13 protein-coding genes are annotated in these 17,091 nt (G+C 70.3%); 3 read left to right on the top strand and 10 right to left on the bottom strand.

Features of this window, described 5'->3' with window-relative positions:
• Positions 1-43: 43 nt before the first annotated feature.
• From glgC to ACGFZS_RS15585, 3 genes are all read right to left on the bottom strand, one after another.
• Positions 44-1,264: a glucose-1-phosphate adenylyltransferase gene (gene glgC, locus ACGFZS_RS15595; protein WP_393795483.1), complete on the bottom strand. Its 1,221-nt coding sequence runs from the start codon at positions 1,262-1,264 to the stop codon at positions 44-46.
• Between the two features lie 104 nt (positions 1,265-1,368).
• Positions 1,369-2,520: a glycogen synthase gene (gene glgA, locus ACGFZS_RS15590; protein ID WP_355711160.1), complete on the bottom strand. Its 1,152-nt coding sequence runs from the start codon at positions 2,518-2,520 to the stop codon at positions 1,369-1,371.
• Between the two features lie 38 nt (positions 2,521-2,558).
• Positions 2,559-3,326: a (2Fe-2S)-binding protein gene (locus ACGFZS_RS15585; protein ID WP_393795482.1), complete on the bottom strand. Its 768-nt coding sequence runs from the start codon at positions 3,324-3,326 to the stop codon at positions 2,559-2,561.
• Positions 3,327-3,554: 228 nt separating this feature from the next.
• On the opposite strand from ACGFZS_RS15585, the gene ACGFZS_RS15580 reads away from it, so the two are divergent.
• Positions 3,555-4,742, top strand: coding sequence for a DMT family transporter (locus tag ACGFZS_RS15580; RefSeq protein ID WP_393795481.1), 1,188 nt, complete (start codon positions 3,555-3,557; stop codon positions 4,740-4,742).
• Here the strand turns inward: ACGFZS_RS15580 and ACGFZS_RS15575 are convergent.
• On the bottom strand, positions 4,732-5,892 hold the full coding sequence (locus ACGFZS_RS15575) for a transglycosylase family protein (RefSeq protein ID WP_393795480.1): 1,161 nt from the start codon (positions 5,890-5,892) through the stop codon (positions 4,732-4,734). The two genes, ACGFZS_RS15580 and ACGFZS_RS15575, sit on opposite strands and share 11 nt — an antisense overlap.
• 386 nt (positions 5,893-6,278) lie before the next feature.
• On the opposite strand from ACGFZS_RS15575, the gene gndA reads away from it, so the two are divergent.
• Positions 6,279-7,721 carry an NADP-dependent phosphogluconate dehydrogenase gene (gndA, locus tag ACGFZS_RS15570; protein WP_393668930.1) on the top strand — a complete coding sequence of 481 codons (1,443 nt, stop codon included), beginning with the start codon at positions 6,279-6,281 and terminating at the stop codon, positions 7,719-7,721.
• A gap of 492 nt (positions 7,722-8,213) precedes the next feature.
• On the opposite strand, the gene ACGFZS_RS15565 is transcribed toward gndA, so the two are convergent.
• The 4 genes from ACGFZS_RS15565 to ACGFZS_RS15550 form a co-directional block, all read right to left on the bottom strand.
• Complete coding sequence (locus ACGFZS_RS15565) at positions 8,214-8,855, bottom strand: aspartate/glutamate racemase family protein (protein ID WP_393795479.1); 642 nt, start codon at positions 8,853-8,855, stop codon at positions 8,214-8,216.
• A 10-nt stretch (positions 8,856-8,865) separates the two neighbouring features.
• The gene (locus tag ACGFZS_RS15560) at positions 8,866-9,210 is read right to left on the bottom strand and encodes a GNAT family N-acetyltransferase (RefSeq protein WP_355711135.1); all 345 of its coding nucleotides are present in this window, start codon (positions 9,208-9,210) and stop codon (positions 8,866-8,868) included.
• A gap of 20 nt (positions 9,211-9,230) precedes the next feature.
• Entirely contained in the window at positions 9,231-9,650 is a 420-nt protein-coding gene (gene panD / locus ACGFZS_RS15555; protein ID WP_393795478.1) for an aspartate 1-decarboxylase, read from the bottom strand.
• Positions 9,651-10,165: 515 nt separating this feature from the next.
• Positions 10,166-14,719: a sacsin N-terminal ATP-binding-like domain-containing protein gene (locus ACGFZS_RS15550; protein WP_393795477.1), complete on the bottom strand. Its 4,554-nt coding sequence runs from the start codon at positions 14,717-14,719 to the stop codon at positions 10,166-10,168.
• Between the two features lie 752 nt (positions 14,720-15,471).
• On the opposite strand from ACGFZS_RS15550, the gene ACGFZS_RS15545 reads away from it, so the two are divergent.
• Positions 15,472-15,801, top strand: coding sequence for an integrase core domain-containing protein (locus ACGFZS_RS15545; RefSeq protein WP_393796010.1), 330 nt, complete (start codon positions 15,472-15,474; stop codon positions 15,799-15,801).
• 144 nt (positions 15,802-15,945) lie between these two features.
• Here ACGFZS_RS15545 and ACGFZS_RS15540 read toward each other — a convergent pair whose 3' ends face one another.
• Positions 15,946-16,605, bottom strand: a complete 660-nt coding sequence (locus ACGFZS_RS15540) for a nucleotidyl transferase AbiEii/AbiGii toxin family protein (RefSeq protein WP_393795476.1) — start codon at positions 16,603-16,605, stop codon at positions 15,946-15,948.
• Positions 16,602-16,955: a hypothetical protein gene (locus ACGFZS_RS15535; protein ID WP_393795475.1), complete on the bottom strand. Its 354-nt coding sequence runs from the start codon at positions 16,953-16,955 to the stop codon at positions 16,602-16,604. The genes ACGFZS_RS15540 and ACGFZS_RS15535 overlap by 4 nt, the downstream gene beginning before the upstream one ends.
• Positions 16,956-17,091: the final 136 nt, after the last annotated feature.

Here is a 17,091-nt window from a genome sequence, read left to right as displayed (position 1 = left end):
CCGGCGCGCGGTCGGCGCCGGGCCCATGGCCAGAGCAGGGGGTTTACGTGACCAGCTGGCCCTTCCCGAGGGCGATGACCCCGCCCTTGGAGACGGTGTACAGCTCCCCGTCCCGTTCCGGGTTGACGCCTATCGTCGCGCCCGGCGGGACCTCCACGTTCTTGTCGAGGACCGCGCCCCGCACCACCGCGCCGCGCCCGACGATGACGTTGTCGTGCAGGATCGACCCCTGCACCACCGCGCCCGGGTCGACCCGCACCCCCGGTGACAGCACGGACCGGGTGACCTGGCCGCGGATCAGGCAGCCCGCGCTGATGATGGACTCGCTCGCCATGCCGCCGGCGTTGAAGCGGGCCGGGGAGAGCTGGTTGGAGTGCGTGTAGATCGGCCAGTTGCGGTTGAAGAGGTTGAAGGCCGGCCGCTCGGCGATCAGGTCCATATGGGCGTCGTAGTACGCGTCGAGCGTGCCGACGTCCCGCCAGTAGCCGCGGTCGCTCCTGGTCTCGCCGGGGACGTGGTTGGTGCCGAAGTCGTAGAGTTGGGCCTCGCCGCGGGCGGTGAGCTGGGGCAGGATCGAGCCGCCCATGTCGTGCACCGAGTCGTCGTCCTCCGCGTCCCGGTGCAGCGACTCGATCAGGGTCTTGGTGCTGAAGATGTAGTTGCCCATGGAGGCGAACACGGTGTCCGGGGCGTCCGGCAGCCCCGGCGGGTCCGCGGGCTTCTCCAGGAAGGTCTCTATGGTCTGCCCGTCCGAGCCGGGCTTGATCACACCGAACGCCGAGGACTCGGTGCGCGGCACCCGGATGCCCGCGACCGTGACCCCGGCGCCGCCCTCGATGTGCTGCTGGAGCATCTGCCGGGGGTCCATGCGGTAGACGTGGTCCGCGCCGAACACCGCGACGTACTCGGGCTGTTCGTCGTTGACGAGGTTCAGGGACTGCAGGAGCGCGTCGGCGCTGCCCAGGTACCAGCGCGGGCCGAGCCGCTGCTGCGCCGGGACCGGTGTGACGTAGTTGCCGAGCAGGCTGGACATCCGCCAGGTGGTGGTGATGTGCCGGTCCAGCGAGTGCGACTTGTACTGGGTCAGCACGCAGATGCGCAGCACGTCCGCGTTGACCAGGTTGGACAGGACGAAGTCGACCAGACGGTATGTCCCGCCGAAGGTGACAGCTGGTTTCGCGCGATCGGCGGTCAGCGGCATCAGGCGTTTGCCTTCCCCACCGGCCAGCACGATCCCGAGTACCGAAGGTCCACCACGACGCATGGCCGCTCCCCTCACCCTGGTGCTCCATGCTTGCCCTGGGAGCACACCCGCTAAGCCTGCACCGGCATCGCGTCGAACAGGCGGCCTGTTCGTTACGCCTGTCGTTACGCCTGCTTGAGGATCTCCTCGTAGAGCCGGACCGTGCGCCGGGCCACCGCGTCCCAGCCGAACTCCCCGACGGCCCGCTCGCGTCCGGCCTCGCCCATCCGCCGGGCCGTCTCCCGGTCGCCGACGATCGCGTCCAGCGCCCGCGCCAGGCCCGCCTCGAAGTCGTCGTCGAGATCGACCAGCAGGCCCGTCTTGCCGTCCTCGACGACCTCGGGGATGCCGCCGACCCGGGACGCCACGACCGGTGTGCCGCAGGCCATCGCCTCCAGGTTGACGATGCCGAGCGGTTCGTACACCGAGGGGCAGGCGAACACGGCCGCGTGCGTGAGCAGTTGGATGACGTCGGCGCGCGGCAGCATCTGGGGGATCCAGTGCACGCCCTCGCGGACCCGGCTCAGCTCCTCGAAGAGCTCGCGGAACTCCCGGTCGATCTCGGGTGTGTCCGGCGCCCCGGCGCACAGCACCACCTGCGCGGCCGGGTCGATGTCCCGTACGGCGCGCAGCAGATGCGGCACACCCTTCTGCCGGGTGATACGGCCCACGAACAGCACGTACGGGCGGCCTGGGTCGATGCCGATCCGGTCGAGCACGTCGGTGGAGCGGTCCGGCCGGTACAGGGCGGTGTCGATGCCGTTGTGCACGACGTGGACCCTGGCCGGGTCCAGGGCGGGGTAGCAGCCGAGGATGTCGGCCCGCATGGCCCCGGAGACGGCGATCACGGCGTCGGCGGCCTCTACGGCGCTGCGCTCGGCCCAGCTGGACAGGGCGTATCCGCCGCCGAGTTGCTCGGCCTTCCAGGGGCGCAGCGGCTCCAGCGAGTGCGCGGTCACGACGTGCGGGACGCCGTACAGCATCTTCGCGACATGACCGGCCAGGTTGGCGTACCAGGTGTGGGAGTGGACCAGGTCGCGGCCTTCGAGCCCCGCGGCCATGGCGAGGTCCACGGAGAAGGTGCGCAGCGCGTCGTTGGCGGTGTCCAGGGCGGACCAGGGGCGGTGCCGGACGACGCCGACCCCGCGGCCCTCGCCCCAGCAGTGCACCTCCAGGTCGACCAGGGGCCGCAACTCCCGGGCGAGGAACTCCACATGAACACCCGCACCGCCGTAGACGTCCGGGGGGTACTCCCGGGTCAGCAGTCCGACTCGCACCCGCAACCCCTCGCTCTCCACGCCCGGTTGGTCCATGGTCACCCAGATGCGGCGCGCGGGGAAGAGCGCGGTGGTTGTGTGAAACAACAGTCACCGCAGACCCCGCCGCCCGGTACCCGGTAGTAGAGGCAGCAGCTGCGCCGCCGGAAGGCCGGGCCGGTGCGGGTGCCGGTGGCGCTCAGCCGGGGGTGCGCGAAGAGGGCGTCGGTGAGGGCGCGGGTCCGGACGGCCACATCCGTACGGTTGTTCGCACGCGCCCAGCGGCCCAGTTCCCGTGCGGCCCCGGCCAGCGCGGAGCCCGCGTTGCCCCATAGCAGGCCGGCGGCCACGCCGTAGCGGGCCCGCACGGCCTCCCCCAGGGGTTCGAGATGACCGTGTACGACGGCCTCGGCGAGCACGGCCGGATCGGCGCCGCCGGGCAGCGGGCGCACCTCGGTGAGCCAGAGGTCGTCGGGGGCGCCGGCCCCGGTGTCCCAGCGGAGCAGGCGGGGGTCGAGATCCGGGAGGCCGCCGTACCGGACGGCACAGCCCAGGGCCACGGACCAGAGCCGCGCGGCCAGCGCCTGATGGGCGATGGAGGCCGCGACCCGGAGCTCGGAGGTCCGCAAACCCCTCGCGACAGCCTCGACACGGAAAGTTAGGACATCTCGGTAAACATCCGACCTGAGATTTTTATAGGCCTTTGCGAGAGTCGGCAGCTCGTCGATCAGCGCCGCACCCGGATCTCCGGCCGCCGATCGGACCGTCCGCAGCACGAAGAAGCCGCCGAGCGGCCGGAGCGCGGCAAGATCAGGGTCGAGGTCCACGAACAGCAGTAGTACCAGGGTTCTTAGGATTCCGGCTGCCCGCTCCTCCACCCGCCGTCACCCACCCTGGGGATGATCAGGGCCCTCTCCTACTCCATCGGTAGTACGACTCATTGGGTGCTCAGGTACGACGACGGGAAGCACCGGGGACGGCAGAGTGTTGCTCATGGAAGCCGACCGATCACCGAGCGGGGCCCCAGGGCCGTGCCTGACGCAGAGGAGCCGTACATGAGCGCCCTCGCGTTGTCCGTCCTGCTCTCCTTCGTCTCCGCCGTCGCCTACGCCGGCGGCGCGATCGTGCAGGAGCAGGTCGCGGTCTCCTCCCCCGACGAGCAGTACGCGCCGCTGCGCCGCCCGAGCTGGTGGGGCGCGATGGCGCTCAACGGCCTCGGCGGCCTGCTGCACGTCGTGGCGTTGGCCTACGGCCCGCTGAGCCTGGTCCAGCCGCTGGGCGCGCTCACCATCGTGTTCGCCCTCCCCATGGCGGCCCTGTTCGTCGGCCGCAGGGCCGGGGCGACCGCCTGGCGGGGCGCGATCATGGCCACCGTGGGTCTGGCCGGACTGCTCTCCCTGGTCGGCACCTCCGACTCGCACACCCTCGACTCCGCCGGGCGGATCGGGGTCTCCGTGGTCACCGGCGGCGCGGTGGTCGCGCTGATGATCGCGGGCCGGGCCGCACACCGGCACCCTGCGGTGCGCAGCGTGCTGCTCGCCACCGCGTCCGGCATAGCCTTCGGCATGTCCTCGGTGTTCACCAAGGTCGTGGCGATCGACTGGGACGGCGGGATCGCCGTCTCCGACCTGCTCTGGCTGGGCGTGATCGGCGTCTACGCCGTCGCGGGCGTGCTGATCTCCCAGTCCGCCTACCGCGGCGGCGGCCTCGCCGCCCCGCTCGCCACCCTGACGGTGGTCAACCCGGTGCTGGCGGCCGCCGTCGGCATCACGATGTTCGGCGAGGCCTTCCGCTACGGCACGACGGGCACCCTGCTGGCGCTCGGCTGCGGCGTGGTGGCCGCGGGTGGCCTGATCCTGCTGACGACCGAGCGCCTGGAGCACACCCCGCACCCGGCGGAGACGGTCCCGGAGCCGCTGCCCGAGGCGTCCCCCGAGCCGCTGGTCGAGGCACTGGTGGAACTGGCGGAGGCCGGGCTCACGGAAGCGGGACTCGCGGCAGCGGGCCCGGCGAGGTCGTCAGGTCCGGCCGAGCCGGCTCCGGAGCCGGTGGGCGGCGCGGTGCTCACCGTCGGCGCGGCGGCGGACGGCGACGCGGCGGGCCCGGCGGCAGGCCCGGCACGGATCGAGATGCCGCAGCAGCGCACCTCGTCCCCGGCGGAGGTGCCCGACGTCCTGCTGCCCGCCGCCGACTACGTGCACGGCCCGCTCCTCGACCGGCACCGGACGCGGGTCAAATACTGACGCCGCCGGCCCGGAGATAGGCGACCGGGTCGATGTCCGAGCCGAAACCGGGCCCCGTCCGCACCTCGAAGTGCAGGTGCGGGCCCGTGGCGTTCCCGGTGGAACCAGAGCGGCCGATCCGCTGGCCGGCGGAGACGCTCTGCCCGGCCCGCACGGAGATCGCCGACAGATGGGCGTACTGCGAGTAGCGGCCGTCGGCGTGCCGGATCACCACCTGGTAGCCGTACGAGCCGCCCCAGCCCGCCGTGACGACCTGCCCGGCCTCGACGGCCTTCACCGAGGTTCCGGTGGGCACGAGGAAGTCGACGCCGGTGTGGTAGCCCTTCGACCAGTGCGAGCCGGACGCGTGGTACGGCGTGCCGATCGGGGCGTCGACCGGGGCGACGACGGTGCGGCCGGTGCGCGGGGCGGCCTTCTTGGTCTCGGCGGCCGGCTTGGGCTCGGTCTTTGCCTTCGGCTTGGCCTTCGGCTTGGCCTTCGTCCCCGCCTTCGCCTTGGCCGCTGCCTCACCGGTCAGGCTGAGCCGCTGGCCCGGCAGGATCAGGTCGGGGTCGGAGCCGACGGTCGCCCGGTTGGCCGCGTACAGCCGGTGCCAGCCGCCGTTGACGTCGTGTTCCTCGGCGATCCCGGAGAGCGTGTCACCGCGCACCACGGTGTACATCTCGGCCTTCCCGGCCCGGGACTGGGGCGTGGTCTGCGGCTGTACGTCCCGTACGGAACTCTTGGCCGGACGGGTGCGGGTGCTCTCGGTGTGCACGTCCGGCGCGTCGCCGCCGCGCGTGAGCCCGCCCCGTACCGAACAGACGGGCCAGGCACCCGGCCCCTGCCCGTCGAGGACCTTCTCGGCCACGGCTATCTGCTGGTCCTTGGTGGCGAGGTCGGCGCGCGGCGCGTATCTGGTGCCGCCGAACGCCTCCCAGGTGGACTGGGTGAACTGGAGCCCGCCGTAATAGCCGTTGCCGGTGTTGATGTGCCAGTCGCCGCTGGACTCGCAGGCGGCGACCTTGTCCCAGGTGGACACGGAGGCCGCGTCGGCACTCCCGGCGGCGGCCAGCGGGATCGCCAGACCGGCGCCGCCCGCCGTGACGGTGAGCGAGGCCCGGTTGATCCGGTTCGGCTGGTACCGGCGGTGCCGGCCGCGTTCGGCCATGTCTGGAGCCCCCCTCGCCACGCGCGTCAGGAAGGCCAAAAGTAAGCGCCCCGAACAGGCCATGACAAGAGGGCAATCAGCCGCCTCTCGCCCCTGGCGAAACGGCCGTCACGTGGTGAAGGGACGCGGTGGGAACCGGAACTGACGCCTCTTCAACACGCCGCGTTCTCATGCGCCTCTCCCGTACCGCCTCCGTACCTCTTCCGTACCTCTCCGAAGCGTTCGGTGAGGCTACTGAGGCGTCGGCCGCTGCCGTCCGTATCTGCAAGTGCGGCCGGTCGAACGGCGAGTCAGGATGGCCTTTGGGCAATACTGGCGGGCACGAGCGACGGCAGCATCTCTTGCACGTGCTACGGGATCGACTTGATCTTTGAGGAGCAGGCGGTATGAGCACTACGGCGCAGATCGGCGTCACGGGTCTGGCGGTCATGGGCCGCAACCTCGCCCGGAACTTCGCGCGCAACGGCTACACGGTGGCGTTGCACAACCGCACGGTGTCCAAGACACACGAGCTGGTGGAGAACTTCGGGGACGAGGGCGACTTCATCGCGGCCGAGACCGCCAAGGAGTTCGTGGCGGCGCTGGAGCGGCCGCGCCGTCTCGTCATCATGGTCAAGGCCGGCGGCCCGACGGACGCGGTGATCGAGGAGTTCGCGCCGCTCCTCGAACCCGGCGACATGATCATCGACGGTGGCAACGCGCACTTCGCGGACACCCGGCGCCGTGAGCAGGCGCTGCGCGAGCAGGGCATCCACTTCGTCGGCATGGGCGTGTCCGGCGGCGAGGAGGGCGCGCTGCACGGGCCGAGCATCATGCCGGGCGGCCCCAGGGAGTCGTACGACTCGCTCGGCCCGATGCTGGAGAAGATCTCGGCGAAGGCGGCGGCGGACGGCGCGCCCTGCGTGACGCACGTCGGCCCCGACGGTGCCGGGCACTTCGTGAAGATGGTGCACAACGGCATCGAGTACGCCGACATGCAGCTGATCGGCGAGGCGTACCAGCTGCTGCGCGATGTCGCCGGGTACTCCCCCGCGCAGATCGCGGACATCTTCCGCACCTGGAACACGGGCCGGCTCGACTCGTACCTGATCGAGATCACGGCCGAGGTGCTGGCGCACGTGGACGCGGCGACCGGCAAGCCGTTCGTGGACGTGGTGGTGGACCAGGCCGAGCAGAAGGGCACCGGCCGCTGGACCGTCCAGATCGCGCTCGACCTGGGCGTGCCGGTGTCGGGCATCGCCGAGGCCGTCTTCGCGCGGTCCCTGTCGGGCCACGCCGACCTGCGGGCCGCGTCCCGCGGGCTGGCCGGGCCGAAGCCGGCACCGCTCTCCGAGGCGGAGGCGGCGGCGTTCGCCGACCGGGTGGAGCAGGCGCTGTACGCGTCGAAGATCGTGTCGTACACGCAGGGCTTCCACGAGATCCAGGCGGGCAGCGACGAGTACGACTGGAACATCGACCTCGGGGCCGTCTCCTCGATCTGGCGGGGCGGCTGCATCATCCGGGCGGCCTTCCTCGACCGGATCCGCGCGGCGTACGACGCCCGCGCCGACCTGCCGAGCCTGCTGTCCGACGAGACGTTCGCGCGGGAGATCGCGGGGGCGCAGGACGACTGGCGCGAGGTGATCATCGCGGCGACCCGGCAGGGGGTGGCGGTACCCGGCTTCTCCGCGGCGCTCGCCTACTACGACGCCCTGCGGGCCGAGCGGTTGCCTGCGGCGCTCACGCAGGGGCAGCGGGACTTCTTCGGGGCGCACACGTACCGGAGGGTGGACCGGGAGGGCTCCTTCCACACGCTGTGGGGCGGGGACCGGAGCGAGGTCTCGGCGTAGCAGCGGGGGTTCCGCTCGTCGGATGGGTGCGGGTGAGCTGTGGCTCTGCGCAGTTCCCCGCGCCCCTGGGGGGGTGCCGGGCTGATGACGGCGGTCCGGTGCGGGTGCGTGGTGGGATTTTGCGCAGTTCCCCGCGCCCCTGGGGGGGTGGTGCCGGGCTAATGACGGCGGTCCGGTGCGGGGCTGTCTCGGTGCGGCTGTTGGGGTGCCGCTATGTGATTTCTGCTGAGGGCTCGCTCAGGTGAGAGGTGGTCCTGGTTCGGGGGTGGGGACTGGTTCGGGGTCCGGGGGGATGGGGGTGGGTGAGGGGGTCGGTGGGGCGGGGGGTGGTGGGACCGGGGTTGGTTCGGGGGCTGGGGAGGGTTCGGGGGTGGGTACCGGGGTGGGGTAGGGGTCCGGGGGGTGTGGGGTGGTCATGGTGGCCTCCGGCCAGTGGCTGGATTTCGCCTCTGGGGGTCTATGTGCCACCTACCCGACCGGCGGGCCACGCACTCACGCCGGGCGGACCGCCTTCGCCGCGGCGGCCAGGCCGGGGCGGGGGCTGGACAGGATCGGGACCGTTGTGGTGGCGAGGTCCGTGGCCGGGGTCATGGAGGCCTGGGCGAGGACGATCACGTCGGTGTCGGTGACGGTGTCCGCGGTGGTCGCGACCAGGCGGGCGCAGCCCTCGGTGTCGCCGGCCTCGAAGCGGGTCCAGGCGTCGGGGACGAGCTGGGCGCGGGCGCGGACCGGGCGGTGCGCGCGGCGGGCCTCGTCCTCGATCAGGGCGAGGGTGGGGGCCAGGGTGCTCTCGACGGTCGCGAGGACGGTGACGCGGGGGCCCGCCGCCACCGCGGCGGCGGCCATCGGGCGGTCGCCGCGGACGACCGGTACGGCCACCTCGGCGGCGGCCCGCTCGGCGACCTCGCCGATCGTCGAGCAGGTGCAGAGCACGGCCCGGACATCGGCGTTCGCCGCCGCCCGGCGGAGGGCCGCGGCGACGTCGCCGGCCACCGCCTCGGGGCCCTCGCGGCGGGCCCGGGCCAGGAGTTCGGGTGCCACGAGGTGTCGTAGCTCCAGACCCGGGTGGTCCTCGTCGCGCAGGGCGTCGAAGACGGGGATGTGGAGGGGCGAGGTGTGGAGAAGGGCGAGCACGGGTGGATCCTCAGAAGCGGCCGGGGTGGGCGACCAGCCACTCCTTCGCCGCGCGCAGCAGCTCGGGGTCCGGGGTGGGCGCCACGTCGGGGTGGCGCTCGGCCCACCTGACGACGTACGGGCAGAGCGGGGCCACCGGGGTGTCCTCGCGTTCCGAGATCGCGTACAGCTCACGGGCGAGGGAGCCCGCGATGCCCTTCCCCTCGTGCTCCGGTTCCACGATCGTGTGGACGGGGACGAGGGCCCGGGAGGGCGACTCCAGGACGAAGTACTCGATGTGACCGACGACCTCGTCGCCGACGACCGCTTCCAGACGGCCGGCCGCCCGGTCGTCGCGGATCTCGATGTCGCTCATGTCGCCCTCCTGGTCCTCGGTCAGGCCGACACGGCCTGCGGGCTGCGCTGCTGGTCCGAGCCCGGTACCGGCTCGGCCGGGTCGGCGCCGAGGGCCACGACCCGGTTGCCGTGGTCGACGTGCACGACCCGCGGCCGAAGCGTACGCGCCTCGGCGTCGGTGACCTGAGCGTAGCTGATGATGATCACCAGGTCGCCGGGGTGGACGAGATGGGCGGCCGCCCCGTTGATCCCGACGACCCCCGAGCCCCGCTCCCCCTCGATGACGTACGTCTCCAGCCGGGCGCCGTTGGTGATGTCGACGATGTGGACCAGCTCGCCGGGGAGCAGGTCGGCGGCGTCGAGGAGGTCCGCGTCGATGGTCACCGATCCCACGTAGTGCAGGTCGGCTTGGGTGACGGTGGCGCGATGGATCTTGGACTTGAACAGAGTACGCAGCATTTGGACTCCTGGAAGACGGCTCCCTGCCAGCTTTATGCAGGTCAAGGGCGGTCTTCACTGTACACGGGCACTCGTCGAAGTCGATGATTGTAAGGAACATCGCTTCAGTCTGGGGAGAAGGCTCACTGCCTGCACTTCCACGCAAACCAGGCTGTTGTGACGCCGCCGGCGAGGCGTCTGCTCGGACAGCTGTCTCGGAATGTGAGGGACTGATACTGATCAGATGCTGACTTACCTGACGGCAAATCAGATAAGTGAGGGGCAGGAAGAGTCGCTTGCCGGTAGCACCTAGCTCTGCGTGAAAAGCGAACACCGGTACCGCCTCAAATCATGCCCGTCGTCGCCGGCAACAAGTCCGAAGGACGCAAGCGGCACCTGAGCACCGACGCCCTCGGCCTGGTCCCCGCTGCCCCAGGGCACCGAACCGGCGAATGCGGGAGAGACCAGTCCTTGTGCATCCCGTTCGGCTGCCTCAAGTCCGTAACGGGCGAGGGCTGTACCCCGCAGCAGGAAAGTCAAGAAGGCTCCGGCTCTTCCCTTGCGCCGAATTCAACGATGAGGCTTCCGGACTGTTTGATCCCGGTGAGCATGACGTTTCCGTTCGGGCGGATGCGCAGTCGGTGCAGCGGATCCGGGACGATGCGCAGGACAGGATCGGAGTCCGCCGCAAGCCCGGATACCACGACGAGGAAGAACTCGGCTCCCGAGGCCGCCCGTTCACATTCCTTGGCGGTGAGGGTCACCGTGTCCTGCTCGGGGCCATAGGTCGTCTTCAGCTCGTAGAACCGATCGAGCGCGTCCACGGCGTCGGCCCCCACGCCGTGCTGGTGCCGTAGATCGCGCAGCCACTCCGGTTCCTGCTCAGTGCCCAGAACCTTGCGCAGGAGGTCCAGAGCCACTTTCTCCTGGCGGCCGATGTTGGGGGCAGGGGGGACCGGACGCGGTGCGGGCACGGCCGGTGCGTAGGCGGGCGGGGTGAGGCGGGTCCTGGGGGATACACCTCCGCCAGCCCCGGGCACACCACCAGCGGATGGCGACGCCTGGGTGGTCGGGCGGATGCCAGTGATGCGGAGAGCTGCCGGATCGACGAATTCTCGCGGTGCCGACAATGGGACGGCCGAGGCCGGGCGGACAGTGACCGAGGGCAGGGGTACCGACGCGGGCGGCCGGCTGTCTGCCTTGTTCTGAGCCGTCTTGACTTCGGTCTCCAGCGCGGCAAGGCGTTGGGCACGCTTGGCATCCGTCGCCGCCTGGTCCTGTGCGACCCGCTCCTCGGCCAGCTCGAGCCGCACCGCCTCTCTTCCGCGCTCCGCTTCCTCGTAGGCGGCCGCCCAGGAGTGGGCGACCTGCCGCCGGTCCTCCGTGAAACGAGTCGCGATGGCCCGGCCCGCCTCCGACGGTCGCCCCAACAGCTCGCGGTCCACCGTCCACAGCGTGCGGGAGTCCCAGTCGAGGGCGGTACGCACCGGCCCCCGCACTGGTTCCCCACCGGGGAGGGAGACCAGACACTCCAGCGACGAGGTGATCCGCACCTCGACCTCGGCCAAGTCCTCCCACGGGCAGTCGAGGGATCCCGCGACGGCGACGGCGTTGCGCTGTAGGTCCTCGCGGAGCAGATCCAGCGCATGACGCACCAGGTCGGTCGCTTCCTTGTCGACGGGCGCCTCCTCCGCGGGACGGAAAGTAATGTCCGCCGCTCCCAGCTGGGTCACCCGCAGGGGTCCGAGGAGCGCCCTAAACTGTTCGAGTTCCGCGCCCGGCAGCCACACCGGGATCCGTGAGCCCAGGGCCTCCGCCAACGTCGCGTCGGCCGCGTAGACTGGGCGCTTACTGGTCCAACCCCGGCTCGTGCGCAACGGCAGTCTCCCCACCATGGAGGCTGTCACCCTCTCGGGCCGCTCGCCAACTGCTCTGGCGAGCATCTGCAATGTCTCGAGCACCACGGTCTCGGCTTCGGCGTCGACCGGCGCCCGCACACCCCGCTCCCTCGCCTCACGGGCTACGTCCCTGACAACCCGGACCACGTCCTCCACACCGGCCTTCGGAACCCCGAGGGCCTCCCAGAGGGCGTCACTGCCCTTGAACGACGGCGCAAAAGCAGCCCACCGGCCGAAGACCGGGAGGCCGCGGAAGCAATCGCCCGGCCGACGCCATCCCAATGACGTGAGAACCAGCCCGCGGCCCTGCCCGAACGCGCGCACGACGGTGGCGGTCACCTGCGTGGCGTCCTTGCTCCGGTGAGCGGCCAGTCGCTCGGCGAGCGCTCGGTAGAGGAGCTGCGCCGCCGGATGGTCGGGGGCGTCGGCTGCCCGGCCGCGCAGACGACGCAGCGCCTCCAGGAGGTCGGCGACACCCGGTTCGCCGGTGACGCCGAGAGCAACGAGCACCTCTCCTCGTCGGCCCACCGCCTGCTGGAGGTCGGGGTGCAGGAATCCGGCACTGTCCGCACCGTAGACGGCGACGGTACTGGTCGTGCGCTCACGCAGGCCACAGGGAGCGGTCGGTGCGCCATCCTGGTTGTCCAGCCACGCCGTGGTCTTCAACTGCCACAGCCAAAAACCGTCCGTCTCCCCGCGGGAATTCCAAGTGTGGTAGTCCAAGACGGCGCGGACCCTACGGTGCTCGGACAAGGCGCCCCAGTTGCGTCCCAGCACTCGCAGTAGCGCGGCGGCTCGTCGGCGTCGTACCCGCCCGTCCTTCTCCGCCGCGATGTCATGGACGACGGCCATCAGATCAGGGCTGTCGCAGTCCTCCAGGGTGTAGGTGGCCGACTTGTCACGGAGGTCCTGCGACCTCTCCGCAGGGCCGCCAGAGACCCGGGCCGGCAGTCCCTCGCTCGGGGACGAGGCGGTGAACCGGTGCTCGACTCCGGGGTGGGGCCGGAGCCGTGGTCCCTTCTCGGCACCGAGCAGGTGGAAGAAGGCCCGAGCACCCAGACCCGTCCCCGCCCCGGGCAGGACCTGGGCATAGCGGGGCAGCAGCCACGTCAGGCCGGTAGCGGTACCTGCGGCCGTCTCGAAGCTGTCCTCCCGGTCCACACTGTCCAACCCTGCTGGCAGATATGCATCCACGGGCCTGACCTGAACGTCCTCCCGACGGCCACCCGGCCCGAACCGGCGGCCGGGCAGCAATACGGCGCGGCCCACGTCCTTGCCCAGCCGTGGGCGCTCCTTCACAGGGACGCTCAGGAACCCGTCGCGCAGCGCCACCAGTTGACCATCGTCCAGGACCAGAGGTGCCGTGTCCTTTTGGGCGCCACGGGCGGCAAGCTGACGGATGGCGGGCACTGGATCCGCGCCCGTGACGAAGACCTTCTGTTCACTCAGCCACGAACGGACTCGGGCCGCTGCCCCAGTCTCGGCGACGAAGGCCGGGTGCAGGACGTGGCTGAGCCCAAGCACCTTCGAGAGCCCCTGCGCCTTGTCGGTGAAGAACTCCGCGGCGCCGAACCAGGGCACCCGGTGCCGTGCTCCGGAGTCGTCCACCAGCCAGTTATGCCATCGAAGCTTCGAGATCGCGCCCTCGGCAATGGCAACGGAAGCGAGTGCGACCGTCGCCTCCGGGCTCCGGGACACATCTCCGAGGAGCGCGTCCACAGCCATCGGGAGGGTGACGGTCCCGGACGCGGCACCGTCGTGTTCAGCCCAGTCCGCGAGCACGTCCTGCCACCGCCCCTCCGCATCCCGCGCCGCCGGAGGCAGTACGGCCGTACGCCCGGCCACCTGGGCGATCTCCGTCTCCGAGAGCGCTCGCAGAAGCGCCTCGTCGCCGACAGCGAGGTCGGCGAGTCCGAGGTCACCGTGGAGCGGCGTCCGCAGACGCAGTGCGTACGACACCCTTGCTCGCGCAAGGGTCAGGAACTGCAGCTCCAGGTCGTGTACAGGCCCCTTGGGCGACCGGACATCGTGCGGCAGAGGCAGGCACTGCCATGCCGCGGTCGGGTTCAGCCAAAGCTGTCGCACCATGGCGGCGGCCCAGAGGTCGGCCAGCAGGGGAAGCAGCGCCTGGTTCCACGGGGTGTCGTTAAGGTGCTGACGGCTCGGGTTCGGATCGAACTGGGCGCCGACCCGGAACGGAAGTCCCAGCTCGGTCACGGGCAGTCCGACATGCACCTGCCCGGCAACCTCGTCGCCCGCGCCCTCGTGCAGCGGGATCGCGACGGTAAGGCCAGTCGATTCCCCCGCGGCCTTCCGAATCCTCGGCACGTCCGGCGGGCTCGGCACGGTGGCATGGCTGACCTGCCAGGTCATGCCACCGGGCGACCGGGCTGTGCGCACGTCGATCATGGTGTCCCGGCCGCCGATGACGGCCTTATAGGCATCGGGTTCGCCCCACTCCAAGGCGAGCCGGGTGTGTACGTCACCGCCCTCACGCCGATGCTCGACCGTGCGCACGTGGTCGAGGAAGAGCAACGCCTCGTCACCCCATGCGGCAAGCCAGTCGTCCACATCCTGCCCCTGAACGTCGGTGGGGGACGCGAGCGGAATACGCAGCACTGTCCAACCGTCCTGAGCGAACCAGGAGGGGACCGGAAAGGGGGCGGCGAGGGACACCTCAGGGTCCCCGATCCGGACGCGGTAGAAGCCGCAGAAGATCTCCAGGACTGGGGACAGACGCCGGAGGGTCATGAGCCCGATGCCGAACCGCCCGGTGGCGTCGGGGTCGTCGTCCTTGCTTGTCAGCGACGGCATGGCCAGCGCCATCACATCGGTCAGCCGTACGGGACGCCCGTCGTGCGCTACCAGAAGTTCCGTGTCACGTACGAAAATCCTGACCTTGTTCGCCCCGAGGTCGTCGGCGTTCTGCACGATTTCGGACAGCCCCTGCAGAGGGTCGGTCGACAGGTCCCCGCCGTTGTCCCGCTGTCGGCGCAGCCCGTACCGCATCTGTCCGGGCAGCTCCACGAACAGACGTCCGAGCCACTCGACGGCCGCACACGTCGCCTCGGGCCCGACCGGTTCCGCCACCTCCGCCCCGCCCGCCAGCCCTTCGCGGTCCATAAGTTCCTCGGCCGCCCGGATCGCCTGCTCCACCTCGGCCGCCGTCGACCCGCCCCGCTCAGCGGTCATCCCCGCCCCCCTTGCTGTGTGATCCCCCGGTTACCGATCGTAGATCGTCGAGGAAGAGGAAGGCGCGGAAACGGCGGTCGGCGTGAACCCGTCGATTCCCGCGTCCGGCCGCTTCGTTTCGCCTGCCGTACCAGCCCGCTCGCACGGGTACGAGGATCGTTGCACGAGGTGCCCCACAGGGCAGCAGCACGGGAGCGCGAATGGGTCCCTCTCATCTTGACCCGGCGTACCGGCTCGGGCGGGCCGTTGCTGATCGAGCCTGCCGTCGTGACCGACGCCGCTACGCGATACCTGGTCGTAATGGCTGGACGCGGCCGGACCGGTTTATGTGCTCAAGGCATGGGAGGAGGCACATCGGCGAGCTCGGCCCGCACTACCCGCTGCTCCCCGAGATCGACAGCGTGGACCAGGTGCTCAAGTTGATCGCAGCCGACGAGGGTACGGAACCGGGGCCGTTCGTCTGGAGCTTCCGCAGGCTCGTCGTACTGGAAGGGGCGGCACAGCGCCACAGCAGGGGCACATCAGACCCTCCACCGATCCCGGTGCGCTCCAGTCACACCACCGCCGCCTACGGGGCCGGTCGCTACCGCTTGACCGTGAACTTTCAACACTTCTCCGCCACAACGACCAACATCCCCAGCTGTCACGGACTGCACGCAAGATGCGACACGTAGTACCTTTTTCTGCCTCAGTGTCAGGAATGACCTTGCCGCAACTGTTCGGTCTCTACGACGTCGACGTCCCCCAGTTCGCTGCTCATTGCTCTCCACACGGACCGCGGCAGCGAGTACGGCTCTCGAAGGTTCCGCCGGGCCTGTCGCCGGCTGGGTGTCTTCCAGTCCATGGGCCGGGTCGGCTCCTGCTTCGATAATGCCGTCAGCGAGGCGTTCAACAGCGTGCTGAAAGTCGAGTACGTCCACCGGCAAGCCTTCGCCACACGCATCGCGGCCCGGATCCGGATCGCGACTTGGATCACCGACCTCTACAACAACCGTCGGCTACATAGCGTGTGCGGCTTCAAGAGCCCGATCGACTACGAACACGACTACTGGGCCAGCCTCGATGAGGAGCTGGCTGCATAGGAAGGTCTCCACGATTCGAGGGGATTGACACATCCGCCGTGCAGGGCAGCCACCCACCGTGGACGGCTCCGGGTTGGAACCTGCTGGCTACACCGCATCCTCTCGTTGCAACGGCGGTAGAGGGGATGGACGTGGGACCGTATCTCAGGCGTTCTCGTCATGAATCCGCGCCCCCAGATCCTCCGCCCACTCCAGCGCCCACGCCTTGAGTTCTTCGATCTGCCGGGAGGTGAGCCCGTACGCGGCGTAGTCCTCATCCTCGTACCAGTCAGCGCCGACGAGCCGGTCCCGCAGATCTTCGAGGCTGAACTCGTCGTGGGCGCGACGGCGGCCCAGGGATTCGAGGTCGGCGGTGGAGCGGTGGCGGGAGGCAGCCTGGACGTCGATGAGGTCGCGGACGGTGCCGCGGTCGGCGAGCGCACGGACCTTGGTGCCGATCACGTCGTCGAGGGAAAGAACGGGGCCGTAGGGGGTCTGGGCGGGCGGAGCCCAGAACGCCTCCTTTAGGACGTCGACCTCGCACTCCTCGCCGGTGTCCGGATCGGTGACGAGGAACCGGCCGCTGAGTGGATCGGTCTGGACGTGCGTGGTCCGCCATCCGCGCGCGCTGAGACCTGTCGTGAGTGAGGCGACGATCTCCTGCATCGGAGCGGGATTCTCGGTGGCGACGTCGAGGTCGCGGCTGAAGCGTTCGACCAGGCCGTGGGCTTGCACGGCGTATCCGCCGGTGAGGACCAGAGGGTAGGGGGAGCCGAGATCGAGGATGTCGGCGAGGAGCCGCTCGTGGAGCGGAGTGAGCTTCACGCGGCGGTCGTGTCGGTGCGGAGCAGCTCGGGGAAGGCGTCCTCCCAGACCTCGCGGATGTAGGGACTGATCAAGCGCCGCAGCACGGGCCACTGCTCGGTGAGCAGCCGGTGGTGCAGGAGGGCCACCAGATCCTCACTCAGTCCCTCAGCAAGGACGGTCCGGTAGAGCGTCATACGGGACTTCGGACGGTCCAGGCTGTAGCTCGTCCGCCCGGACCAGACAATGTGCAGCGGCAGGTCCACATCGCCCTCGACAGGGCCGACCAGCTCCTGCAACCGCTCGGGCAGTCGGATGCGGTAGCGGAGCCGCAGCACCTCGGCGCGGGGGGCGGCGATCGTCGTGTCCATGCATCCAGTATCGCTGCTGGGAGGCGGCAGCATGGCGGATAAGACGCCATTTCATTTGGTGAGTCGGCGGTGACATATGAGGGTCGCGGCGATGGCGGTGAAGGCGAGGAAGTGTTCCGGCTTGCGCTCGTAGCGG

It is taken from the genome of Streptomyces sp. NPDC048288 (assembly GCF_043201555.1).
In the GTDB taxonomy this organism is placed as follows: Bacteria; Actinomycetota; Actinomycetes; order Streptomycetales; family Streptomycetaceae; genus Streptomyces.
The sequence above is the reverse complement of the archived record's forward strand: the minus strand, read 5'-3'. Positions and strand labels throughout refer to the sequence as shown.

Coding starts and splice junctions, on each gene's coding strand:
- gndA (WP_393668930.1), top strand. CDS start 6,279: ATGAGCACTACGGCGCAGATCGGCGTCACGGGTCTGGCGGTCATGGGC.
- ACGFZS_RS15580 (WP_393795481.1), top strand. CDS start 3,555: ATGAGCGCCCTCGCGTTGTCCGTCCTGCTCTCCTTCGTCTCCGCCGTC.
- panD (WP_393795478.1), bottom strand. CDS start 9,650: ATGCTGCGTACTCTGTTCAAGTCCAAGATCCATCGCGCCACCGTCACC.
- ACGFZS_RS15550 (WP_393795477.1), bottom strand. CDS start 14,719: ATGACCGCTGAGCGGGGCGGGTCGACGGCGGCCGAGGTGGAGCAGGCG.
- ACGFZS_RS15560 (WP_355711135.1), bottom strand. CDS start 9,210: ATGAGCGACATCGAGATCCGCGACGACCGGGCGGCCGGCCGTCTGGAA.
- ACGFZS_RS15535 (WP_393795475.1), bottom strand. CDS start 16,955: ATGGACACGACGATCGCCGCCCCCCGCGCCGAGGTGCTGCGGCTCCGC.
- ACGFZS_RS15575 (WP_393795480.1), bottom strand. CDS start 5,892: ATGGCCGAACGCGGCCGGCACCGCCGGTACCAGCCGAACCGGATCAAC.
- glgC (WP_393795483.1), bottom strand. CDS start 1,264: ATGCGTCGTGGTGGACCTTCGGTACTCGGGATCGTGCTGGCCGGTGGG.